At 37.0% G+C, this 24,688-nt stretch carries 25 protein-coding genes; 13 read left to right on the forward strand and 12 right to left on the reverse strand.

Going from position 1 to position 24,688, the window contains the following annotated elements; genetic code table 11:
* From TYM08_RS15745 to TYM08_RS15760, 4 genes are all read left to right on the forward strand, one after another.
* Window positions 1-882, forward strand: coding sequence for a DMT family transporter (locus tag TYM08_RS15745; RefSeq protein WP_422380104.1), 882 nt, complete (start codon window positions 1-3; stop codon window positions 880-882).
* On the forward strand, window positions 879-1,328 hold the full coding sequence (locus tag TYM08_RS15750) for a GNAT family N-acetyltransferase (RefSeq protein WP_422380105.1): 450 nt from the start codon (window positions 879-881) through the stop codon (window positions 1,326-1,328). The genes TYM08_RS15745 and TYM08_RS15750 overlap by 4 nt, the downstream gene beginning before the upstream one ends.
* 69 nt (window positions 1,329-1,397) lie before the next feature.
* Window positions 1,398-1,922 (forward strand): DUF3833 domain-containing protein, encoded by a 525-nt coding sequence (locus tag TYM08_RS15755; protein WP_422380106.1) that lies wholly within the window; start codon window positions 1,398-1,400, stop codon window positions 1,920-1,922.
* A complete protein-coding gene (locus TYM08_RS15760) occupies window positions 1,909-2,418 on the forward strand; it encodes a DUF2878 family protein (protein ID WP_422380107.1) in 510 nt (169 codons plus the stop codon). Before TYM08_RS15755 ends, TYM08_RS15760 begins: the two co-directional genes overlap by 14 nt.
* An 11-nt stretch (window positions 2,419-2,429) precedes the next feature.
* On the opposite strand, the gene rpiA is transcribed toward TYM08_RS15760, so the two are convergent.
* From rpiA to def, 10 genes are all read right to left on the reverse strand, one after another.
* Complete coding sequence (rpiA, locus tag TYM08_RS15765; protein ID WP_422380108.1) at window positions 2,430-3,101, reverse strand: ribose-5-phosphate isomerase RpiA; 672 nt, start codon at window positions 3,099-3,101, stop codon at window positions 2,430-2,432.
* An 8-nt stretch (window positions 3,102-3,109) separates the two neighbouring features.
* Window positions 3,110-3,835 (reverse strand): lysophospholipid acyltransferase family protein, encoded by a 726-nt coding sequence (locus TYM08_RS15770; protein ID WP_422380109.1) that lies wholly within the window; start codon window positions 3,833-3,835, stop codon window positions 3,110-3,112.
* Window positions 3,836-3,846: 11 nt separating this feature from the next.
* Window positions 3,847-5,916, reverse strand: coding sequence for a glycine--tRNA ligase subunit beta (gene glyS / locus TYM08_RS15775; RefSeq protein ID WP_422380110.1), 2,070 nt, complete (start codon window positions 5,914-5,916; stop codon window positions 3,847-3,849).
* A 2-nt stretch (window positions 5,917-5,918) separates the two neighbouring features.
* Window positions 5,919-6,851, reverse strand: a complete 933-nt coding sequence (gene glyQ / locus TYM08_RS15780; RefSeq protein WP_422380111.1) for a glycine--tRNA ligase subunit alpha — start codon at window positions 6,849-6,851, stop codon at window positions 5,919-5,921.
* A 79-nt stretch (window positions 6,852-6,930) separates the two neighbouring features.
* Window positions 6,931-8,295 (reverse strand): Wzz/FepE/Etk N-terminal domain-containing protein, encoded by a 1,365-nt coding sequence (locus TYM08_RS15785; protein WP_422380112.1) that lies wholly within the window; start codon window positions 8,293-8,295, stop codon window positions 6,931-6,933.
* A 72-nt stretch (window positions 8,296-8,367) separates the two neighbouring features.
* The gene (locus TYM08_RS15790; protein ID WP_422380113.1) at window positions 8,368-9,813 is read right to left on the reverse strand and encodes a TrkH family potassium uptake protein; all 1,446 of its coding nucleotides are present in this window, start codon (window positions 9,811-9,813) and stop codon (window positions 8,368-8,370) included.
* Window positions 9,814-9,822: 9 nt separating this feature from the next.
* Window positions 9,823-11,211 (reverse strand): Trk system potassium transporter TrkA, encoded by a 1,389-nt coding sequence (gene trkA / locus TYM08_RS15795; protein ID WP_422380114.1) that lies wholly within the window; start codon window positions 11,209-11,211, stop codon window positions 9,823-9,825.
* A 31-nt stretch (window positions 11,212-11,242) separates the two neighbouring features.
* A complete protein-coding gene (gene rsmB / locus TYM08_RS15800; RefSeq protein ID WP_422380115.1) occupies window positions 11,243-12,556 on the reverse strand; it encodes a 16S rRNA (cytosine(967)-C(5))-methyltransferase RsmB in 1,314 nt (437 codons plus the stop codon).
* The gene (fmt, locus tag TYM08_RS15805) at window positions 12,546-13,487 is read right to left on the reverse strand and encodes a methionyl-tRNA formyltransferase (RefSeq protein ID WP_422380116.1); all 942 of its coding nucleotides are present in this window, start codon (window positions 13,485-13,487) and stop codon (window positions 12,546-12,548) included. The genes rsmB and fmt overlap by 11 nt, the downstream gene beginning before the upstream one ends.
* A 2-nt stretch (window positions 13,488-13,489) precedes the next feature.
* A complete protein-coding gene (def, locus tag TYM08_RS15810; RefSeq protein WP_422382840.1) occupies window positions 13,490-14,002 on the reverse strand; it encodes a peptide deformylase in 513 nt (170 codons plus the stop codon).
* Window positions 14,003-14,501: 499 nt separating this feature from the next.
* Here def and TYM08_RS15815 point away from each other — a divergent pair, with 499 nt between their 5' ends.
* From TYM08_RS15815 to TYM08_RS15830, 4 genes are all read left to right on the forward strand, one after another.
* On the forward strand, window positions 14,502-15,653 hold the full coding sequence (locus tag TYM08_RS15815; protein ID WP_422382841.1) for a LysM peptidoglycan-binding domain-containing protein: 1,152 nt from the start codon (window positions 14,502-14,504) through the stop codon (window positions 15,651-15,653).
* 74 nt (window positions 15,654-15,727) lie between these two features.
* Complete coding sequence (gene dprA, locus TYM08_RS15820) at window positions 15,728-16,837, forward strand: DNA-processing protein DprA (protein ID WP_422380117.1); 1,110 nt, start codon at window positions 15,728-15,730, stop codon at window positions 16,835-16,837.
* A gap of 21 nt (window positions 16,838-16,858) precedes the next feature.
* A complete protein-coding gene (locus TYM08_RS15825) occupies window positions 16,859-17,263 on the forward strand; it encodes a DUF1801 domain-containing protein (RefSeq protein ID WP_422380118.1) in 405 nt (134 codons plus the stop codon).
* Window positions 17,253-17,717, forward strand: a complete 465-nt coding sequence (locus TYM08_RS15830) for a DUF523 domain-containing protein (protein ID WP_422380119.1) — start codon at window positions 17,253-17,255, stop codon at window positions 17,715-17,717. The genes TYM08_RS15825 and TYM08_RS15830 overlap by 11 nt, the downstream gene beginning before the upstream one ends.
* 3 nt (window positions 17,718-17,720) lie before the next feature.
* Here the strand turns inward: TYM08_RS15830 and TYM08_RS15835 are convergent, their stop codons facing one another.
* Window positions 17,721-17,852: a hypothetical protein gene (locus TYM08_RS15835; protein WP_422380120.1), complete on the reverse strand. Its 132-nt coding sequence runs from the start codon at window positions 17,850-17,852 to the stop codon at window positions 17,721-17,723.
* Window positions 17,853-17,986: 134 nt separating this feature from the next.
* Here TYM08_RS15835 and TYM08_RS15840 point away from each other — a divergent pair, with 134 nt between their 5' ends.
* The 5 genes from TYM08_RS15840 to TYM08_RS15860 all read left to right on the forward strand — a co-directional run bounded on the left by TYM08_RS15840 (window position 17,987) and on the right by TYM08_RS15860 (window position 23,594).
* On the forward strand, window positions 17,987-18,880 hold the full coding sequence (locus TYM08_RS15840; protein ID WP_422380121.1) for a lysophospholipid acyltransferase family protein: 894 nt from the start codon (window positions 17,987-17,989) through the stop codon (window positions 18,878-18,880).
* Window positions 18,881-19,280: 400 nt separating this feature from the next.
* Window positions 19,281-21,539, forward strand: a complete 2,259-nt coding sequence (gene nrdA / locus TYM08_RS15845; RefSeq protein ID WP_422380122.1) for a class 1a ribonucleoside-diphosphate reductase subunit alpha — start codon at window positions 19,281-19,283, stop codon at window positions 21,537-21,539.
* A gap of 69 nt (window positions 21,540-21,608) precedes the next feature.
* Complete coding sequence (gene nrdB, locus TYM08_RS15850) at window positions 21,609-22,739, forward strand: class Ia ribonucleoside-diphosphate reductase subunit beta (RefSeq protein ID WP_422380123.1); 1,131 nt, start codon at window positions 21,609-21,611, stop codon at window positions 22,737-22,739.
* Window positions 22,740-22,786: 47 nt separating this feature from the next.
* A complete protein-coding gene (yfaE, locus tag TYM08_RS15855; RefSeq protein WP_422380124.1) occupies window positions 22,787-23,260 on the forward strand; it encodes a class I ribonucleotide reductase maintenance protein YfaE in 474 nt (157 codons plus the stop codon).
* 1 nt (window position 23,261) lies between these two features.
* Window positions 23,262-23,594: an acetyl-CoA sensor PanZ family protein gene (locus TYM08_RS15860; protein WP_422380125.1), complete on the forward strand. Its 333-nt coding sequence runs from the start codon at window positions 23,262-23,264 to the stop codon at window positions 23,592-23,594.
* On the opposite strand, the gene TYM08_RS15865 is transcribed toward TYM08_RS15860, so the two are convergent.
* The gene (locus tag TYM08_RS15865; protein WP_422380126.1) at window positions 23,591-24,685 is read right to left on the reverse strand and encodes a cobalt-precorrin-5B (C(1))-methyltransferase; all 1,095 of its coding nucleotides are present in this window, start codon (window positions 24,683-24,685) and stop codon (window positions 23,591-23,593) included. The genes TYM08_RS15860 and TYM08_RS15865 overlap by 4 nt on opposite strands.
* Between the last annotated feature and the right edge of the window lie 3 nt (window positions 24,686-24,688).

The raw sequence follows: 24,688 nt of genomic DNA on the forward strand, positions 1-24,688 counted from the left end.
ATGAGTTTACAAACATTAAAATTAAGTTTCATAACGCTAACTGCTTTAATGGCCTTTGCAGCAAACTCTGTATTTTGTCGAAATGCATTAGAATCTAACATATTAGGGTTAAATAAAATCGACCCTGGAAGTTTCACAAGTATTCGACTAATTTCTGGAGCTATATTTTTAGGGTGCATTTTATTTTTTAAATATTCTCATTTTAATATTTTTTCCCCTCACATTAATAAACCCAAATGGCGTTCTTCATTATTTTTATTTTTATATGCCATCACCTTTTCATATGGTTACGTTTCACAAGACACGGGAACTGGCGCACTAATATTATTCGGATCTGTTCAAATTAGCATGATTTGTGTTCATATTTTTAACGGTAAAACATTACATTACTCTGAATATATTGGGATTTTAATTGCATTTTTAGGTTTGGTTTACTTGGTGTTTCCTAATTTAAATTCTCCATCTTTTATTGGAGTAATTTTAATGAGTGCATCAGGATTAGCATGGGCTTTATATAGCATTAATGGAATGGGCGCAAAACACCCTATTGATGATACTGCCATTAATTTTATTCGTACGATTCCGATTGCGATTTTATTATTATTTATAAATTATCAATCCATACATATCACTCAAGCTGGATTATGGCTAGCGATTGCATCTGGCGTGATCGCATCGGGTGCGGGTTATGCAATTTGGTATGCCGCCTTAAAATCACTAAATGTGACACAAGCATCCGTTTTGCAATTATCAGTGCCTATTATTGCTGCGCTAGGAGGTGTCATTTTTACAAATGAAATACTAACTTTTCGTTTTTTATTAGCGAGCCTATTTATTTTGGGTGGTATTTTATTAGTATTATTTGGTAAAAAAATTAGATGATTAAAATCATAAATTATCAAACAGGATTTGAAGCACAATTGCGTGAAGTATTTTACACAGCGATTCATCAATCTGGCGTTCAATTTTATAACCAAGAGCAAATTAATGCTTGGGCACCTGCTAAGTTCGACTTAAGCAGTTGGAGCAATCGAATCAGTAAAATTAAGCCGTTTATAGCAACTATTGATGATCATGTGGTTGGTTATGCCGATGTGCAATCTGATGGTTATATCGATCATTTTTTTGTACATGGTGATTATCAAAGCCAAGGGGTAGGCAGCGCATTAATGGAGGTCATTTTTAAAAACAAACGCCCTAGGTATTACTCACATGTCAGTTTATCTGCTAAGGATTTTTTTATAAAACAAGGTTTTAACGTGGCGCAAACCCAGCAGGCGTCAATCGGACAACAAAAACTAACCAATTTTCTAATGAAAACTTCATAATAAATCATCCACTTGTATTTATTATGCGTAAACCTTTTATCTAGTCATTTAAATTTAAAGAGAAACTCAATGAAACTATTATTACTTTTTTGTACATTTTTTATGTTGGGATGCAGCCAAATGCATGTCAGTGTCTATAAAGAAAATACCCCTAAACTTATTCTTGAAGAATTCTTTAAAGGTCAACTCAGTGCATCGGGAATTTTAAAAGATAGAAAAGGCTTGGTAACGCGATACTTTAATGTTGACATTCAAGCATCTTGGGAAGGAAAAGTCGGCACATTAGTTGAAGACTTTGTTTTCGATGATGGCGAAAAACAACAACGAATTTGGACGCTAACTAAAATATCAGAGTCAAAATACGAAGCAAGCGCTGCTGATGTAAAACGAAAAACCATCATAGATGTGGCAGGAAATAGCATGTTTATGAAATACGTTTTAATTGTGCCTTATAAAGATTCTACAATTGATATCACCATTGATGACAGAATGTATTTGGTCAACGAACACACACTTATAAACGAATCTAACATGACAAAATTCGGCTTTAATGTCGGTGAAATTAATTTGGTTATTCAGCATGTTAATCACTAAACAAGCTTTAATATATTTTGCTATAAGTATTAAAATTTCATGGATAGTAATGGTGTTATTTTACACACCTTTACTATTTGTCTTATGTTTGGCAATGAATATTTTTGGCTTGGCTTATTTTTTTAAAAAATCAATTCTACCACTTTCTATTATTGCTATATTTGGAATGAGTTTAGATAGCATTTGGCATTTAACAGGTTTAATAAACTTCGAACACGCTACAATATTTCCACTTTTTTTATTGCCTATATGGTTATCTTATAGTGTATTTATTTTGTATTTCTTTAAACGATTCGAACGATTCAAACTCGCATTGCCTGTTATTTTTTCAATATTAAACTTGATTAGCTTTATGATTGGTATTGAGTTAGGGGGAAGCATTGTGTATTCAGATATGTATTATGTGGCGACATTGACAGGATGGTTATTGATGGGGTTTATGATTTTAAATATAAAAGAGTCTCAGTTTAAGCTTTCAACTAAGACTCTTATCTAACAAATTAATATCTACGCTTCAAATCGTTTAACGCCATCATCGGTAGCTAGTAATAATAAATCGGCATTTCGATTAGCAAACAGACCGTTAGTGACCACACCAACAATATTGTTCAGTTTAATTTCCAAATCTTTTGGATCGGTAATTTTCAAACCGTGAACATCAATTATTACATTTGCGTTATCTGTGACAACACCTTCACGATAAACAGGACTGCCACCGAGTTTTACTATTTGACGCGACACATAACTTCTTGCCATTGGAATCACTTCGACAGGCAATGCAAAACCACCTAATGTTTCAACAGCCTTTGATGCATCCGCAATACAAATGAATTTTTTAGAGACTGCTGCCACTATTTTTTCACGAGTTAATGCAAATCCGCCGCCTTTTGTTAAATTTAACTCCTGCGTAACTTCATCTGCTCCATCCACATATACATCAAGCATTGTGACTTCGTTTAAATCAAACACCTCAATACCGTGTTCTTTTAAACGCAGTTCTGTTGCCTCACTACTTGCTACTGCACCTTGAAATTTATGTTTATGTTTGGCAAGCAAATCAATAAACATATTGGCTGTAGAACCCGTACCAACACCAATGATGACATCATCTTGTAAGTCTTTTTCAATTTCATCAACGGCTGCTTGTGCTGCCTGTTGCTTTAATTCATCTTGTGTCATGTTGAGCCTTAAACTGGAATAATTTTAACACCACTACGAATGGTTTCTTCTAAAATTTTATTACTTGTTTTGGTATGATCAACTTCCATTTCTGGATGAATCACAACCGTGACTGTCCCAGAATATTTAAGCCAAGAATCATTACGCCATAACACACCAGGATTTAAACTGACTGGCACTATAGTACAGTTTGCTTTTTTAGCTAACATGGCAGCACCAGGTGAAAACTCTGCCACAACATTAGCTGGCGAACGCGTACCTTCTGGAAAAATACATACACTCACACCTGCTTCAATTTTTGCAGTACCTTCATTTATGATTTGTTTCAACGCTTTAGATTTTGCATCACGATCAATGGCAATCGGATCTTGTAAGCGAAACGTCCATCCAAATAATGGTATATTCAAAAGAGATTTTTTAATCACTTGAGTTTGTGGGGTAAATAAAATTTGGATAAAAAATGTTTCCCAAGTGCTTTGGTGATTACACGCAATCACCACACCTTTACCATGGGGAATATTTTCGCGACCAATCACTTCGTATTTAATACCGCAAATAAAACGCGCTAATTGCACAGCAATATACGCGTAAGGACGAACAATTAAATATGAACGTTTATTTTTTGGAATTAACATACCCGCTATAAGCATGGGAATACACCAAAGAGGTGTAAACACAGCCCATAAAATAGTCATAAACAAAACAGTACGAATACCTGCAAATATATCTCTCATTGTTACTCGCCTTAAAATTGCAGTACGGAAATATCCGCCACTTGCAAAAATAATTGACGTAATTGTGTTAACAGCACTAAGCGGTTAAAACGAATAGCATCGTCTTCGTGGTTAACCATTACGTCTTCAAAGAACGCATCGATTACATCACGTAAACTTGCTAATTGATTTAATGCTTCGTTGTATTTTGCTTGATCAACTAAATCAGACACGCTTTGTTTTTTGCTAACAATTGCTTCAAACAATGCTTTTTCAGCAGATTCAGTTAACAATGTTTCATTCACTTCTTGTGAAGGCAATGCATCCACTTTCGCTAAAATATTACTTACACGCTTGTTCGCTGCTGCTAAATCTTTTGCTTCAGCAATTTGTAAAAATTCACTGACCGCTTGTACACGTAAATTAATATCACAAGGCTGTTGTGGATTAATGGCACGTACCGCTTGAAAAACACTTGGTGCTACGTTTTCGTCTGAATACCAAGCACTAAAACGATCTAACATGTATTGGTAAACTTGTTCGATTACGGCTTCGCCTTGAGGCAAATTATCAAATTGATCATAAGCGCATTTGATTAATTCGTGTAAATTAATCTCAATGTTTTTGCCCACTAAAATACGCAATACACCTAAAGCTGCACGACGTAATGCATAAGGATCTTTTGTACCTGTTGGTGGCTGTCCAATACCAAATAAACCCACAATGGTATCCATACGATCAGCAATTGCTAATGTAATACCTGTTGGTGTTGCTGGTAATTCATCCCCTGCAAATTTTGGTAAATAATGCTCATTAATAGACGCGCTGATTTCATCGCTCCAACCATCGTGTTTTGCATAGTAACTACCCGCAATACCTTGAAGGTCAGTAAATTCAAATACCATGTCACAAGTTAAATCGTTTTTAATTAATTTAGCAGCAGTTTGCACTGTTTCTAAATCAGCCTGTGTATTCACAGCAATTTGACTGGCAATATTTGAAATACGCTCTACTTTATTAAACAACGTGCCCAATTGTTTTTGGAACGTGATGCTTTTTAATTTTTCTAAACGCTCAACCAAAGGCGTCTTTTTGTCAGTGTCCCAAAAAAACTTAGCATCGGCTAAACGAGGACGAATGACTTTTTCGTTACCCTCAATGACAACATGAGGTTTTTTAGATTCAATATTAGCAATGAATACAAAGTGTGGCTGTATTTGACCTTGATCATTTTCAGTATGGAAGTATTTTTGATGTTCGTTCATTGATGATATCAATGCTTCTTGTGGCACTTGTAAGAACGCTTCTTCAAACTGCCCCATTAATGCAACTGGCCACTCATTAAGTGATGTCACTTCATCTAATAAATCATCATGAATAATAACGGTTACGCCTTTATCTGCCGCTACTTTTTGAGCGTTTGTTTTAATGATGGCTTGGCGTTTTTCATAACTTGCAATTACATAGGCTTTTTGTAATAACGATTCGTAGTCATTAGGGTTTGTGATTTCAATTTCTTCATTACAATGGAAACGATGTCCACGTGATGTGTTTGAAGATTGAACGCCCATAATTTCAGCATCAATGACAGTAGAGCCTTCTAAAAAAACTAACCACTGTATTGGACGTACAAATTCGTCACGACGATCAGCCCAACGCATTCTTTTTGCAATAGGCAATTTAGCTAACGCTTCGGTCAACATTAAAGGTAACAATGATTTTGTTGCCTGTCCTTTTGTCATACCTTGATACATCAACCATTCGCCTTTTGGCGTATCGATGGTGACTAAATCATCTACAGTACAACCTGCGCCGCGCATAAAACCAGCTAATGCTTTTGTCGGTTCGCCACATGCATCAAAGGCTGCTTTTTTGCTTGGCCCTTTACGCTCAAACGGTAAATCTTTTTGTGTGTCGTCTAAGTTTTTAAATAACACTGCCAATCGACGAGGTGCTGCAAATATTTCAACACCATCGAACTCTAAACCTGCTTCTTTTAATTGAGCTTCAAAACTTGATAAAAATGCATCACGCAATTTTTTTAGAGAAGTCGGTGGTAACTCTTCAGTACCTAATTCGATCAAATAATCTTGTTTCAACATGCTTACTTCTCCTGATCCAGCACTTGTTCACGTAAGTGCTTAGGTGCCATTGGGAAACCTAATGCTTTACGTTTTTCGTAATAACTTTGAGCCACTTCACGTGACAAGCCTCTAATTTTCAAAATATAGTTTTGACGCTCTGTTACCGAAATGGCTTTGCGAGCATCTAATAAATTAAAACAGTGTCCTGCTTTTAATACATGCTCGTAAGCAGGTAATGGTAAATTGGCTTCGATCATTTTTGCGCTTTCATCAGCGTGACGCTCAAATGCCGCCAATAAACCTGTTACATCTGCATGTTCAAAATTATACGTTGATTGCTCAACTTCATTTTGATGAAATACATCACCATAAGTGACTGGATTACCTTCAGGATCATATGTCCAAATTAAATCATAAACTGAATCTTTACCTTGTAAATACATAGCAAGACGCTCAAGACCGTAAGTGATTTCACCGGTAACAGGAAAACATTCAATGCCGCCAACTTGTTGGAAATAAGTAAACTGAGTCACTTCCATGCCATCTAGCCAAATTTCCCAACCTAATCCCCAAGCACCCAATGTTGGGTTTTCCCAGTTGTCTTCAACAAAACGAATATCGTGTACTAATGGATCCACACCAATCGCTTCTAATGAATCTAAATATAATTGCTGAATATTTTTAGGCGCAGGCTTTAGAATCACTTGGAATTGATAATAATGCTGCAAGCGATTTGGGTTTTCACCGTAGCGACCATCGGTTGGACGACGGCTTGGTTGTACATACGCACAGTTCCAAGTTTCAGGGCCTAATGCGCGTAAAAATGTGGCAGGATGTGATGTCCCTGCACCTACTTCCATATCCAAAGGTTGTAAAACGGCACAGCCTTTTTCGCCCCAAAATTGTTGCAGGCATAAAATTAATTCTTGAAATGTTTCAGGTTTTTTGGACATAATTTGACCTATTTTAAAAATGCAAATGACCCATCACTGGGCCAAATTAAATATTTTGAATGTCACGCTTAAAAAGCGTTTAAGCGTTAGTTTTATTTTTTTCTCTATAATTAGAAACAGCAATACTTATTAGGGCTAACATCAAACCTATCATTGCGCCAATTACTAAGCCTAACGCTAAATAAATATTTTTATTTCGCCCAACTGATTCTCCAGGTGCTAACGCAGGTTGTATCACTTGGTAAAATTCTGGTTCATTAAACTCAAGGTTATAATTTGAAAGCTGCGCAACTTTATCGAGTGTCTTTAAATATGCTTCAACATAAGGTTTATCATCAATTCGATTTTTAAGGCTTTCTAGCTGTCTATTTTTTTTCACTTCAGCTAATTTTTGATTTAGCACTGAAAGCCCTTCAACAAAGCGCGTATCTTTACGACGTTTTTCAATTTCTTGAATTTCAGCATTTAAAAATTTACTGCCTAACAAATAATCTTTAGATCGGTCAGATTTGTCTGTTGTATAAATTTCAATCTGTCCTAAATTTTTAGAATCTGCATAAAAATCTTCCAAGGATTTGGGCTCTACTATGTTTAATTTTACTGCAATTGCTAAAGATTCTTTAAGCTGAACTAATTGCGTTTCTAGATTCTCATAATGCGCATTCACTAAACGTTCTATTTCATCTTCTACTTTGCTGATTTCTAATTTCTGTGTTTCTTGCATTTTTAAAATATTTAATTCGCGCTGTTGTTTTTCAACATTCAAGGCTAAATTTTGAATACGAGTAAGCTCCGCTAATTGCTGCGCTTTACTAGCACTTTGTTCTTTGTGAATTTTGGCAATTAATTGTTTATTTACAAAAGATAGGTAACCATTTATAAATTCGGCAGTTTTTGCTGAGTTTGATGTATTCCAAGCAATATCTGCTTGAAGTAAACTTGCTTCACTGCCTGTCACGATTTTTCCATCTACGGTCTTCTTCAAAAAATCTGGAGTTGAGTTACTTACATCCATACCATTTAAAAATGATAAAAAACGGCTATCAATTTCACTTTGGGTTAATGATTCAGCTTGTTTGTTCGATTCAGATTCAGATTCAGATTCAGATTCAGATTCAGGCTCATACCATTTAGTTAATTGATAATATTCGCGTAATGCTGCTGGAGATTTTAACTCTTTAAAATACAGTCGAAACACAGACTCTGGCGTAAATTGAGTTAAACCATTTAAATTAATGTCCAATAATTGATCATTTTCTGGTGGTGTTAAAACCGCTTTGACTTGATAAACCGCTGGTCGTGTTACTGAATATCCAATAGCTAATAGCACACACAAAACCATTGGTATCACGATCATCCATTTTTGATCCCAAAGTTTGATGAACAATTCTCCAAGATTTATTTCATCATCATGTGAATTTGAATAATTATTGTTTTCTTGCATTTATCTTACCCCTAATTAGTGAGCGCATTATACACGTCCATACATATTGTGCATCGTTGAAAATTGATCTGACTATCTTCGCCAGAACATTGGTGTCAGTACGACTAATAAAGTGAAAATTTCTAAGCGACCCAATAACATCGCAAGACATAACACCCACTTTGAAAAATCATTAATATATTTATAATTGTCAGCCACTGTCCCTAAACCAGGACCTAAATTATTTAAACTTGCGCCAGCTGCTGACCAAGAAGTTTCAAAATCCAAACCGCTTGCCATTAACAACATCATAATAACGATGTACACCAATGTGTAAACTGAGAAAAACCCCCAAACCGCCTGAACCACTTTGTCAGACACTGGCTTTTTACCTAATTTAATTGGAAATACGCCCTGTGGGTGAATCAACCTTTTGATTTCACGATACCCCTGTTTGATAATCAACAAAACTCGTGACACCTTCATACCACCTGCTGTTGAACCTGCACACCCCCCCATTACAGCGGAAGAAAACAACAATATAGGTAATAGCAAAGGCCATGTTGAAAAACTCTCTGTACCAAACCCTGTTGTGGTTAATACTGATACAGACTCAAAAACACCATGACGCAAAGACGCTAACGGCTCATACCTTCCAGTGTAAGCTAATGTTAAAAAGGCAATCACTGATATTAAAACGGCTACAGCTAAAAAGAATTTAAATTCAGCATCAACGAAATAATGTTTAATGCTTTTTTTACGCCACGCAAAAAAGTGCAAACTAAAATTAGCAGAGGCTAATAGCATGAAAAATACGGCAATGGATTCAATTAACCAACTATCAAAATAACCTATAGATAAATCATGAGTGGAATACCCACCGATCGCAACCGTTGAAAAAGCATGGCAAATCGCATCAAACACACTCATTCCAGCTACTTTATATGCCACTGCACAAATAATCGTTAGCCATAAATAAATCAAAGATAGAGCTTTTGCGGTTTCGGTAATACGAGGAGTGAGTTTGGAATCTTTAACAGGACCCGGTGTTTCAGCTCGATACAACTGCATGCCACCAACACCTAACATTGGTAAAACAGCAACAGCTAACACAACAATACCAATCCCACCTAACCATTGTAATTGTTGACGATAAAACAAAATGGATTTTGGCAGATCATCTAAGCCAACAATAACGGTGGCGCCAGTTGTGGTTAACCCTGAAAAAGCTTCAAAAAAAGCATCAGTAAAACTAATGACATCCATAGCAAGATACAACGGCAACGATGCAGCAAACCCTAAGACCAACCAAAACAACACAACAATTAAAAACCCATCTCGAGTCCTTAACTCATGTTTGTGTTTTCTAACTGGAAACCAACTCAATAGCCCCGCTAAAAAAGTCAAACCAAACGCCACAAAAAATGGCTCCGAAGTATGATCTTGATACCACAACGAAACAAAAGCAGAAGGCAGACTGGCAAAGCTGAATAACATCAGCAAAACACCTAAAACCCTTAAAATTACAGTTAAATGCATCGATCTACCTTAAAAGAACGTTAAGCCGACTTGGAACAAACGTTCCACTTCAGGCGTTTTGCTTTTATCGACCAAAAACATAATGACGTGATCATCGGTTTGTATGACCACATCTCCAGTGCCTATAATTACTTGTTCGCCACGAACCACAGCACCAATTGTGACACCATCAGGTAAGTCGACATCATTAATTGCACGCCCGACCACTTTAGAGGAAGTTGCATCCCCATGAGCAATGGCCTCTAATGCTTCAGCTGCGCCATGCCTTAAAGCGTGCACATTCTCAATATCCCCACGTCGAACATGAGTCAACAAACTACCAATGGTAGCTTGCGAAGGTGAAATAGCGATATCAATTTCACCGCCTTGCACCAAATCCACATAAGCCGGATTATTAATTAATGTCATCACTTTTCGAGCACCTAAGCGTTTTGCCAACATAGAAGACATAATATTGGCTTCATCATCATTGGTTAATGCTAAAAATATATCGGTACTTTCGATGGTTTCTTCAAGAAGCAGTTCTTTATCAGACCCATCACCTGTTAACACCAAGGTTTTTTCTAAGTTTTCTGACAACCATAAACAACGATTGGGATCTCGTTCAATTAATTTCACCGAGCAAAATGTCTCAATTTTTTTAGCCAATGAAAAACCGATATTCCCGCCACCAGCAATAATCACGCGCCTATAGTCTTTTTCTCGCTCTTGTAATTCACTCATTACCGAGAAAATATTTTTCTTGGCCGCAATAAAAAATACTTCATCACCATCTTCTATAATGCTTTCGCCCGTTGGAATAATCGAGTGATTTTGGCGATAAATAGCAGCAACTCGAGCTTCAACATCAGGCATATGGTCACGAATGGTTTGTAATTGATGACCAACTAATGGACCACCCTTGATCGCTTGAATGGCAACAAGTTGAACCAAACCACCTGCAAAGTCCAATACCTGTAAGGCACCGGGATAACGAATTAATTTTACAATATAATCCGTCACCACTTGCTCTGGTGAGATAATGACATCAATAGGAAAACTTTCAGGAGTAGGGTTTGGATCAAATAATTTGTCTTTAAATCGTAGATACTGATGATTTCGAATACGACATATTTTTAAAGGGGTTCTAAATAATGAATAGGCCACTTGACACGCAACAAGATTCGTTTCATCAGAGCCAGTTACCGCAATCAACATATCTGCATCTTCAGCACCCGCTTGAAACAAAATATCTGGGTCAGCGCCAGGGCCTTGAATGGTTCGGATATCTAACTTGTCTTGTAATTCACGTAATCTAACCGCGTCGATATCCACAACAGTGATATCATTGTCTTCATTGGCAAGCGTAGCAGCTAAGGTGGAACCCACTCGTTCCGCCCCTAAAATGATGATTTTCATATTATTTTATTTTCTTAGGTGGCTTATACATTCATTTAATTTTTTGTAATAGCGCATAATAAAAGCCATCGTGGCCATTTGGCAACATCTGTCGCCCTATTTTTGTTGGTATCCCAAAACCTTCAGGTAAATCACATTCTTTAGCATCTTTATTATGATACAAAAAATCGTTCATTTGCTGTTCGTTTTCTCGCTTTAAAATGGAGCAGGTTGCGTATAAAAGATAACCACCTGTTTTTAATAAAGGCCATAATGAATCTAGAATTTTCTTTTGTAATTCAGCTAACGCTTCAATGTCTGTGTCTCGACGCAAAAGTTTTATGTCTGGGTGTCTACGAATAACACCCGTTGCTGAACAAGGCGCATCTAATAAGATTGCATCAAATTGTTTACCGTCAAACCACGATTGCGTATCACTTGCATCTGCAACAATACAATCTGCCTGAACATTTGCGCGCTCTAAATTCTCATGAACACGCGCCATTCTGCGCTCATCTTGATCTAAAGCAACTAAAGAAATATCAGCTTGTTGTAATAAATGAATGCTCTTACCACCTGGAGCACAACACGCATCTAAAACATGATCGCCGTCTTTTATAGGTAATAACTGACCGGCTAATTGTGCCGCCTCATCTTGAACACTGATTAACCCTTCTTCAAAACCGGGTAAATCCAAAACATCACAGGCATTTTCTAGTCGAATGCCCTGTTTGGATATTTCACTTAACTGAGCATCGATGCCCTCTTCTTCTAAATCTTGCAAATATTCTTCAGGCACAATGGCCTTTGAAAGACGAAGTGACATGGGCGCTTGAAGATCAGATTGCTCGAAAATATCCGCCTTATATTTAGGCCAATCTTTTTTGATGCGTTTAACTAGCCACTTAGGGAAATTCTCGAAGGTTTGGATTTGCTCTAACACAGCGTCTTTGTCACGCAACACGTCACGCAAAACCGCATTAATTAACCCTTTTGCCCATTCTTTATTTAATAGATCACAAGCATTAACCGTTTCATTAATTGCTGCATGCTCTTTAATGCGGCTATATAAAATTTGATATAACCCCACAATTAACAAAGATTCGACAATGACCTCTTTACCACGAAGGGGGGTTTTAAGTTTGGTTTGCACAAGTTTTCTTAATTGAAAATACTGCCTTATGCTTCCGTAGACCAAAGCTTGAAACAAACTGGCTTGATCTTCGCCTATTTTCGGCAAATACATAGGTAAAAGATTAGAAAGACTGTCGCCATGATGAGCAACTTGGTTGACTACTTGAGCAACCAATAATCTTAATTGCGCAGGACTCGCATCCGATCGATAAACGTTATAATCAACTGACAAAATGCATTCCTATTTGAAGCCACTGGCCTTTTCCGTTGATGTAATCAGATGCGTTCATGGCTTTGGAGCCCGCCGCTTGAAGCATTTGTACTTCGATTACACCATCTTGAGTTGCCACAATCAAACTGGGTTTAATGGCAATAATTTCGCCAGGAAAGCCTTTTTTTGAAAAAATATTCGCAGCCGGTTTAGCTTCCCAAATTCGAATAGGCAAATCTTCTACAAAACTATAAGCCACTGGCCACGGGTTTAAACCGCGTACATGGCGTAAAATCATTTCGCTTGATTGCAGCCAATTTATTTTGCCTTCTTCTTTGCTAAGTTTATGGGCGTAAGTGGCTAAATCTGGGTTTTGTTTTTCGGCTTTTAACGTGCCATTTTTAAGCTGGTCTAATGCCTCAAGTAGCGCGCTTTGACCCACTTCAATTAAACGGTCATGCAAAATACTTGCATTATCACTCTCTAAAATATCGCAATAATGCTTCACCAACATATCACCGGTATCCAAACCGACGTCCATTTGCATAATAGTGACACCGGTTTGTTTATCACCTGACAATATTGCACGATGATAAGGTGCCGCGCCGCGCCATCTTGGCAAAATAGAACCGTGTACATTTAAACAACCATAGGTAGGCATATCTAAAACTACTTTTGGTAAAATAATGCCATAAGCCGCCACAATCATTACATCAGCCTGATAAGCAGCTAATATTTGTAACGATTCTTCACTTTTGAAATTTAAAGGCTGTTCGACGGGAATATTATATTCCTCAGCCACGGCTTTAACGTCAGATACCTGCACTTTACGTCCGCGTCCAGCAGGACGATCTGGCTGAGTGTAAGCGGCCACTACGTTATAACCCGCCTCAACCAAACATTTTAAATGCTCGCTAGCAAATTCTGGTGTCCCAGCAAAAATGACTCTCATGATTACCCTTGTCTGGATTGCTCTTTATGGATCTTATCTAACTTTTTACGAATTCGATTGCGCTTTAATGTTGATAAGTAATCAACAAACAACTTGCCATCTAAGTGATCACATTCGTGTTGAATGCAAATCGCTTCTAAATCTGTGCTTTCAAATTCAATGGCTTCGCCTTTTTCGTTGAATGCTTTTACGGTGATTTTGTCCACTCGAGACACTTCTTCATAAAAACCAGGTACCGATAAACAGCCTTCTTGATAATCGATTTTATTACCTGTTAATGTCAACTCAGGGTTGATTAACTTTAAAGGTGCTGATTGATCTTCTGACACATCCACAACAATGACACGTTCGTGTACGTTTATTTGAGAAGCTGCTAAACCGATGCCTGGTGCGTCATACATGGTTTCGACCATGTCTTCACACAGCTTTTCTATACGAGCATCAAACGTTTCAACGGGTTTTGCTTTGATACGCAGTCGCGGATCTGGGAATTCTAAAATATCGAGTAAGGCCATGTTTGTATCATCTATCACAAAAAAAGAGCGGTATTGTAAAAAATTTAACAGCATTTGTATGCCTGTAATCTAAAATTCTTCACTTTAATATCAATTACTCATTTTTAATTTACTGATTTGAAGTTAATTGTCTGTAAAAATAGAATCCTCAATTAAATAAATTCATTTTTTGATTGTGATTCAGCAACATTCAAATTCTGTTTTTACAAGCGCAATCATCAGCGATATAGTTACTATTATTAACCAATTCATATAAAGTCAGACGAAATCGTTGTTAACATCACAAAAAATAAAGTCTTTAGGTTAAAATCTATTCTAAAATGTACACAAAACGCACTTAATCGTGACATAATGTTGAATTAATAGAGTTTCATAAATATATAGTTTCCTTAATAGATGGCTTTTAAAAAGTCAGTTTGAAATAGGTATAGATAAGATGAGAAAAATAATCTCACTCACAATGGGTTTGTGCATCAGCACTGCATTGTTGGCAGATCGCATGGAAGAAGGCGATAGTTTACAGATTAAACAAGATGCTCCTGAAAAATACACCGTCGTAAAAGGCGATACTTTATGGAACATTTCATCCATGTATTTACATTCTCCATGGCGCTGGCCTGAAATTTGGAGCTATAACGAATATATTGAGAACCCTCATTTAATCTATCCAGGTGATGTATTATTCTTAAATTGTGATGACATGGAAAAGTGCAAAGTATCCACTGTTGGCCAGCAATTTATCGACAACAATAACACCGACTCATACCCAGGCAACACAACCAATCAAAATGGTTCGTCAAACAACTCCAATAACGATGATTATACTAATAATAATTGGTCATCAGGCAATGATACTATTTCCGCTATTTCAAATTCAGATACAGACTCTACTTATGTAAGAGCTGATGGAACCGTTGTATTGGTGCCCAAGCCAATTGTGGTCCCAACGGACTCGGCAATTCAAACCATTCCACGTGAACACATCGAATTTTTCTTAAATCGAAATCAAGTTGTTAATCCTGCTGATATCGAAAATAAACCCCATATATTAGCAAGCCGTGATGGTCGCTTGGTACTAGGCGGCGGCGATCGAATCTATGCTGTTGGCACATTCGATTCAAACATCACTAATTATATGGTGTACCGTAAAGGTGAGTTACACAAAGACCCTGACACCAAAGAAGTATTAGGCTTAGAAATTCGTTCACTTGGATTAGCGGATTACGTTGAAGAAGAAAACGGGGTTCACTCCCTTACCCTTCAGAACACACAATTTAATATTCGTGTTGGGGATTTTCTTTACCCAGTTCAAAATAATTATATTGAACCGTTTTATACACCAAGCGCACCTAGTGGAGATATTCGCGCTCATATCTTATCGGTTTCACGCGGTGTAAGTGCAATTGGACAATATGATGTTGTATTAATAAGTAAAGGGACAAGAGATGGCCTAGAAGTTGGCAATATGCTTTCAATTGTACAAAATGGTGGCACAGCTGTGGATCCTAAAACCCGTCTAAAATACAAACTACCTAATGTTGAAGCTGGTTTGGCAATGATATTTTCTGTCGATGAAAAAACAAGCTATGCATTAATTTTAGAAGCGTTTAATCCAATTCGTGTTGGCGACCTTGGCATCTCACCAAAATAATTGCGCATTTAAAATATTCAGCTTTACTAAAAGACAGCCTTCGAGCTGTCTTTTTTGTTATTAGGATATTGAAAATGGACAATTTCTCGCAATTTGATAATGAGTTAACTTATTGGTTAACGCTTTATTTTTTACCGTCACTTGGTTCAAAACGATTGAATGATTTTTACCAAGTTCAGCGCAACCCAAAACACATATTGGAACAAACCCAATTATTCCCACTTAAAGCTCGCACAACACTTCATCAAATGCGCAATGATCCCGACCATGAAAACTGGTCACTCATTGAGCAAAACCTCAAATGGATCAACCCTGATAGACAACAGTTTCTATTACACATTAATGATGAGCGCTACCCCGCCCTTCTCAAACAAATCGCTGACCCTCCTATTTTACTCTGGGTTAAAGGTGATGTTAATTTATTAAACAATACACAAATTGCAGTGGTTGGGTCTCGAGCATGTACCGCTTCAGGCATTCAAATTACTCAACAAATTTGTAAGCAACTGACAGAGCAAAACCTTCAATTAATCAGCGGCGGCGCTTTAGGGATCGACACCATTGCTCATTCTCAATCCATCGAACAGGGCACACCGACTATTGCAGTATTAGGTACAGGCGTTGATGGCGTTTATCCCAAACAAAACGCAATACTTTTTGAAAAGATTCAATCTAATGGCGCACTAATTAGTGAATTTGCATTAAATACTCAACCCAGCCGTTTTAATTTTCCCAAACGAAATCGTATCATCAGTGCATTATCTTCTGGTGTATTAGTGATTGAAGCTCACAAAAAAAGCGGATCATTAATTACAGCACGATTAGCATTAGAGCAAAACAAAGAAGTCATGGCGGTTCCTGGATCCCCATTATCTGACGCATCGCAAGGTTGTAACACCCTTATCGCGCAGGGTGCACATTTAATTCAATGCGCACAAGATGTACTGGACATCATACAATGGCGCAATCAATACCCAACACCTATTGAGCCAAACCAGGCCCCTTCAATTAATTTAACCCCACAACAAAACAACATGTTCAAATTAATTAACGATGTACCTCAACCTATCGAGATATTGGCTTATATCTGTAGCATTGAGTTTCATAACGCCCAACAACTATTATTTGAGTTGGAAATAAAAGGGTTGATTAGCCGTGAAATGGGTGGTTTTATTAGATGTTAGATTTAAAAAAGTGAACAACCAATGACCGAAATCAAGACTCAAAAAAACGATGGGAATATTTTACAATTTTTAAACTTAGTCGAGCACAAAACACGAAAACGCGATGGCTTAGTGTTATACGACCTATTCTGTGATATTTGCAAAGAACCAGGAGATATGTGGGGACAAAGCATAATTGGGTTTGGTAACACAAAGATTCAATACGCTAACGGCTCAGTTACAGATTTTTTAAAAATTGGTTTTTCACCACGCAAACAATATATTGCACTGTATTTAATCTCAGGATTTGCTCAATATGATCAACTGTTAAGCAAGCTTGGCAAACACAAAACAAGTAAAGCCTGTCTTTATATTAATAAACTAGCTGATATTGATTTACAGGTATTACAAGAATTGATCACCCTTAGTTTTCATTATGAGCCATAAAATTTTAATAAGCGCATGCTTGATGGGACAAAACGTACGTTATGATGGCAAGCATAATTTAGTTGATCACCCTGCCCTTAAATTGCTTCAATTAGATAAACGCATCGTACTAGCCTGCCCAGAGATGCTTGGTGGATTACCCACTCCAAGAGCGCCCGCTGAAATCATTCATACTGATAAACAGCAGTTTGTACGAACCCAATCCAATATTGATGTGACAGAAGCATTTATAACAGGGGCTAAGTTAACTTTAGAGCTGTGTTTGAAACACAACATAGGCATCGCACTAATGGCAAAAAATAGCCCAAGCTGTGGAAATGAGCAAACATATGATGGGACATTTAGTAAAACATTAATAAAACAGGCGGGGGTGACGGCGTCACTTTTGCAATCAAACCACATACAGATCTTTAATCAAACACAGATTGAAGAGTTTCTAGCAGCATTGAATTGACAATTACTTTAGTAATTTTTTAATGGATTTAATATCTTTACGGGCTTTACGTCGAATTTGCCATGCATGCAGCCAAGTAACGATCTTGTGTGCGCCTTTTAATCGAGTCACCGCTTTAGGAATTGAATTTGCCATAATGTGTTAAATAACCAGTTAATTTTTGGATTAGGTAATTACAATTTGTAACAGTTATACTAGACCCGTTTGTGCAAACTTGCCACATTCAGATTCAGCAATCGACACATTATATTTAAAGGTAATTTATAAAAGTGAAACGCAAACCTAATTTCAAACAAACCATCAATGCCTATTACCTGATAGCGTTCTTTTATTTTATTGCTTACTCTCCTTTAGTTGCCCAAAAAACACTCGCGAAATTCATTGCTTTTTTGTCTTGGCACCTAATCAAATCCCGAAGGAAAATTGCTCTTCGAAATATTGAAATCTGCTTCACAAAATTAAACAAAAGCGAACAAATCAAATTAGCCAAACGCACTTTTTACACCAATGTACTTGGTTATTTTCAAACCGCCAGCGCATGGTGTCGCCCAACATCAACCTTCAAAAATTCAGTAACCTTTACTAACTTAGATATTTTAAACCAAGCAATCGAAGCAAAAGAAGGCGTATTATTAGTTGGCGGGCATTTTACAATTTTAGATCTTGCCGGATCGCTTTTGAGTAATGTCACTAAATATCACACAGTGCATCGCCATCATAACAATCCAATTCTTAACCAATTCATGATTAAATCAAGAAGTAAATTTACCCAGTCTTGCATTGATCGCAAAAATGTAAAAAGCATGATTCGAACATTAAAACAAAATCAGGTTATGTGGTATGCACCGGATCAAGATTACGGTCGAAAAGACAGTATTTTTGTTCCATTTTTTAATACACAAACTGCAACCATTACCGCGACCTCACGTTTAGCTAAAATATCAAACGCTCAAGTTCTATTCACATCCTATTTTGAAGTCAGTCATGGTAAATATGAAATTCGATTTTTTAAACCAGAAAATTTTCCAAGTGCAAATGATGAACAAGACGCTTTAATTTACAACAAATGGCTCCAGTCAGAAATCGAACAATTCCCACCACAATACTTATGGTTACATAAGCGTTTTAAGACTCGCCCAGCTGGTGAAAAAACACTCTATTAATTGGCTCACTTTATGATCAGCACTGCTTGCTTTTTAATCAATTTTCACCATGCCAATTCCTAAAAAAAAACTGTAAAAAAAAAGTTTTTTCCACTTGATTTTTTACAATCTTTTACAAAAACAGCTTTATAAGTAAGCGAGTGCTAACATTCATTATTTTTTGATTTTTTTGGTAAAATTCCCTCTTGCAACAATCCCCAATACACACTATCTTGTGCTCTCTTGATTTTCTAAACACAACATCTAGTGGTTAGGTGAAAAAGCTCAACTTTTCTGTCAGTTCTTTTATTCATTCACTTTTGAATAATATTTTCCTGTTTTTGAGCTATTTGCTACTGCAAGCGCACACGGATTGTTTCCATTTGCTTCGCACCCACAGAACATTACTAATGGTCTTTTAATGAACAAAAATCTTATTGTCACAAAACGAAATGGTGGCCAAGAACCCCTTGACCTCGATAAAATTCATCAAGTCGTCGATTGGGCCGCAGAAGGGCTTACCAATGTATCGGTATCTGAGGTGGAACTAAAAGCACATCTGCAATTTAACGATGGTATTAAAACAAGCGACATACATGAAACAATTATTAAATCCGCAGCAGATTTAATCAGCGAAACCTGCCCAGATTATCAATATTTAGCAGCACGCTTAAACATTTTCCATTTACGCAAAAAAGCATTTGGCCAATTTGAACCGCCACATTTATATGCTCATGTAGCCAAAATGGTCGAGAAAAATTTATACGATTCAAGCTTGATGAAGGATTTTACTGAAGCTGAATACAATCAAATGAACGATTTTATAGACCATCGTCGTGACTTAAATTTTTCTTATGCAGCCGTTAAACAATTAGAAGGTAAATATTTGGTACAAAACCGTGTTACCGGTGATGTATTTGAGAGTCCTCAATTTTTATATGTATTAATTGGCGCGTGTTTATTTGCAAGCTACCCCGCTGATACAAGAATGGATTACATTCGTCGTTTTTATGATGCGTCTTCAAATTTTAAAATTTCTTTACCTACGCCAATTATGGCAGGGGTTCGTACGCCAACTCGTCAATTTAGCTCATGCGTTTTAATTGAATCCGGTGATTCGTTAGACTCTATTAGCGCAACAACCGCAGCGGTCACGCGCTACGTATCACAACGTGCTGGTATTGGTATTAACGCTGGACGAATTCGTGCATTAGGCTCAAACATTCGTGGCGGCGATGCGTTCCATACAGGCTGCATTCCATTTTATAAATTGTTTCAAGCAGCCGTTAAAAGTTGTTCCCAAGGCGGCGTTCGCGGCGGTGCTGCTACAGTATTTTACCCGTTATGGCACTTAGAAGTTGAATCGTTATTAGTACTTAAAAATAACCGTGGCGTTGAAGAAAACCGCGTTCGTCACATGGATTACGGCGTACAGTTTAATAAACTAATGTACCAACGCTTAGTTGAAGGCGGTAATATCACTTTATTTAGCCCAAGTGATGTCCCAGGTTTATACGATGCATTTTTTGAAGATCAAACCGTCTTTGAAGCATTGTACAAAAAGTATGAACAAGATTTAAACATTCGCAAAAAATCCATCAAAGCTGCCGATTTATTTTCAATGTTTATGCAAGAGCGTGCTTCAACAGGGCGTATTTATGTGCAAAACGTCGATCACTGCAACACACATTCGCCATTTGATCCAAGCGTTGCGCCTATTCGCCAATCAAATTTATGTTTAGAGATTGCACTTCCAACTAAACCTTTAAAACATCTTCACGATGAAGAAGGTGAAATTGCATTATGTACTTTGGCAGCATTTAACCTAGGTGCGATTGATGCATTGGACGATCTAGAAGAATTATCCGATTTAATCGTACGTGCATTAGACAGCTTATTAAGCTACCAAAACTATCCAGTAAAAGCCGCTGAAAAAGGCTCAATGGATCGACGTACTTTAGGTGTAGGTGTCATTAACTATGCATACTACTTAGCTAAAAATGGTATGAAGTATTCAGATGGTTCTGCAAATAAATTAACGCATCAAACTTTTGAAGCGATTCAATATTATTTATTAAAAGCTTCTAATCAATTATCTCGTGAATTTGGTCCGTGTCGTGAATTTAAACAAACACGTTACGCACAAGGTATTTTACCAATTGATAATTACAAAAAAGATTTAGATAATATTTGTAATGAACCATTATTGTTAGATTGGGAAACATTACGCAAAGACATTCAAAAAGATGGCTTACGTAATTCCACATTAACTGCGCTTATGCCTTCTGAAACATCATCACAAATCAGTAATGCAACAAACGGAATTGAACCACCACGTGGTTTTGTTTCTGTTAAAGCATCTAAAGATGGTATTTTAAAACAAGTGGTTCCTGAATACTTAAAATACAAAAACAATTATGAATTGTTATGGAATATCCCAGATAATAACGGGTATTTACACTTAGTTGGCATCATGCAAAAATTTGTGGACCAAGCGATTTCTGCTAACACAAACTACGATCCAAATAAATTTAACGATCGACGCGTTCCAATGAAAGTATTGTTAAAAGATTTAATGACTGCTTATAAATACGGTGTTAAAACTTTGTATTACCACAACACACGTGATGGTGCTGGCGAACAAGAAGATGATTGCGCAGGCGGCGCATGCAAAATTTAAATTAACTATTCAGAACAAACGTAGCTATTGAATGTGTATTTAATAGCTACGATTTAGAGATTAAAAATAATGGCATACGAAACCTTTAACCGTGAAAAAATTAATGCATTAGAACAGCCAATGTTTTTTGGCCGCAACGTCAATGTTTCACGTTATGATCAACAAAAATACCCAATTTTCGAATCATTAATTGAAAAACAACTTTCATTTTTTTGGCGTCCAGAAGAAGTCGATTTATCAACAGATCGCTCTGATTTTGCAGATTTACCTGATCATGAGAAACACATTTTCATTAGCAATTTAAAATACCAAACCCTTTTAGATTCTGTGCAAGGTCGCTCACCTAACGTCGCGTTTTTACCGATTGTTTCGTTACCAGAATTAGAAACATGGATTGAAACATGGGCATTTAGTGAAACCATTCACTCTCGCTCATACACCCACATTATTCGTAACACGATGCCAAACCCTACAGAAGTGTTTGATAGCATCACAGAAAACGATGAAATTGTAGAGCGTGCAAAAAGTGTGACTGAGCATTACGATGCTTTAATTCAAGAAATTGAAATTTTCCACACATTAGGTTTAGGCACTCATCAAGTTAAAGGCAAAAGTGTTGAAGTATCGATGCGTTCTTTGAAAAAGAAATTGTACCTAACTATGGTTTCAGTAAACGTATTAGAAGCGGTGCGTTTTTATGTGAGTTTTGCATGCTCATTTGCTTTTGCAGAACGCGCAAAAATGGAAGGCAACGCAAAAATAATTAAATTAATTGCTCGTGATGAAGCATTACATCTAACCGGCACACAACATATTTTACAGCATATGGCAGCAGGCAGAGACGATCCAGAAATGGCCGAAATTGCTAAAGAGTGCCAAGGTGATGTAGTGAGCATTTTCATGCAAGCTGCCAAACAAGAAAAACAATGGGCAAAGTATTTATTTAAAGATGGATCAATGATCGGTCTCAACCAAGATATTTTAGCCCAATATGTAGAGTATATTTCTGACTTACGTTTAAAAGCCATTGGATTCGATCCAGTTTTCGGCGCAACATCCAACCCACTTCCGTGGATGGATGCATGGTTAGTAAGCGACAATGTTCAAGTTGCACCTCAAGAATCTGAAATTTCAAGTTACCTAGTTGGCGCAATTGACTCTGAGTTAGACGACAGTGATTTTGGTGATTTTGACCTTTAATTAATTCAAGGCCAGTTAGCTGGCCTTTATATTCCCCCTCCTCTTTTATGTCCAAAAAAAGCAGTAAATTAATCGATCCGAATCAACTGGACTTTTTTTTAGTTGGTTTGGCCGATGATACTCCCGCGTTTGAACTAACGGGAAATCCTGACACCCCTATTTCCTATGATGCTATAGAAGAACAAAATGAATTTTTGTTTTTTCTCGAAGATGCAGAAGCACCACGCGAAGAAGTACAACTTGATTTAACTTCATTTGAAAAACCCATTCACTATATTGAAGTAGATGGCATTGATTCAAAAATTAAATTCCAAAAAGCAAATAACTTACTAGAAAGTTTAGAAGCAAAAGGTATACATGTATCATATCAATGCAGAGAAGGTTATTGCGGAAGTTGCCGCACTGATTTAGTTGAAGGCGAAGTTGCTTATTTAACTCACCCACTAGCATGGATCAACGAAGGTGAAATCTTACCCTGTTGTTGTGTACCAAGAACCAACATTAAATTAAAAGTAAATTAATATGCCGATTATATTTAAAGAATCCAAAGACACTCAAATTGAAGATGAATTCAAAGATGGCATGGATAAATTATTTTTTGAATACCCTTTAAAAGATTTTGATTGCTCACAAAACACCTATTGGGTTTATGGGATTTTTAATGAACGAATAGTGGGTGCGATGTTAGTTGAAACAATTAACAAGCAACAGGTTTTAGCGCATTATTTGGCAGTAAGAAAAGCCACGCAAAATCGAGGCGTAGGAAGAGAAATCATTAATCGTTGGTCAAAAATAAACAATATTGAAGTGCGTTATTCTGAAAAACTAAAAATGGTGATTGGCGAATTTCGTTAAATGATCTGACCTTTACGATTCACAAGCATCACATCTAAATTCATATTCGGTAATTTTGCACGAGTTTTAATGGTTTCGCTCACCAATAATCGAATTTGAGCGGGCAAGTCTAAATCATGCTCTATGGCCAAATTTAATACTTCGATACTCGTATTGGCTTGTTTTACTTTTTCAATAATTAAATCACTTGCACCCAGCAAAGCCATTTGCTCGCTTAAAAATTCAAAATCCATTTTACTTTTTGAACTGTGTAAATCTAAATGCCCTTGAGCTAATTTACAAAATTTGCCAAACCCACCACAAAAGGTAATTTTTTCAAATGAGAAATGTTTAAGATACTTAATACCCGCCCCTGCAAAATCTCCCATTTCAATAATCGCCATTTCAGCTAATTGATGACGATCTTTTAATGCTTGTTCTGATTGATTTCCCGTTGCAAACCCAATGTGTTTAACGCCATTTGCAGACCCTACATCCATGCCTTGATGAATTGACGCTATATAAGCAGCACAAGAAAAAGGACGCACAATACCGGTTGTGCCTAAAATGGATAACCCGCCTAAAATGCCAAGTCTGGGGTTCATGGTTTTTAATGCGATAGTTTCGCCATCTTTAATGCTAACGGTTACTTTAAATCCATTTTTATAATGGGCTTGTTTTGCGATAAGCATTAAATGTTCAATGATCATTTTACGAGGAACAGGATTAATAGCCGGCTCACCAATATCCAACGCTAAGCCTGTTTTTGTTACTGTCCCAACGCCCTTTCCTGCAACAAACTCAACACCCATATTGTCAACTAACGACACTTCAACGCTTAAAAAAGCACCATGAGTGGCATCGGGGTCGTCACCTGCGTCTTTTATTGTGGTGGCCCTAGCTGATTGAGTGTCTTTATTTAACTTCAAATCAATAACGGGTATTTCCACTACTTTGCCCTTTGGCAAAGTAATGCTGACTAATTGATCTTTTAAATCATCGGATAAATTTAACAACAAGCGCGCAGACATTAACGCACAGGCCGTTGCACAACTGCCTGTGGTGAGTCCTGTTTTTAATTCTTTGGGCTGTTCGCTACTTTCTGGCCACATATA

This window comes from Marinicellulosiphila megalodicopiae, from assembly GCF_045862395.1.
Classification (GTDB): domain Bacteria; phylum Pseudomonadota; class Gammaproteobacteria; order Pseudomonadales; family Natronospirillaceae; genus Marinicellulosiphila; species Marinicellulosiphila megalodicopiae.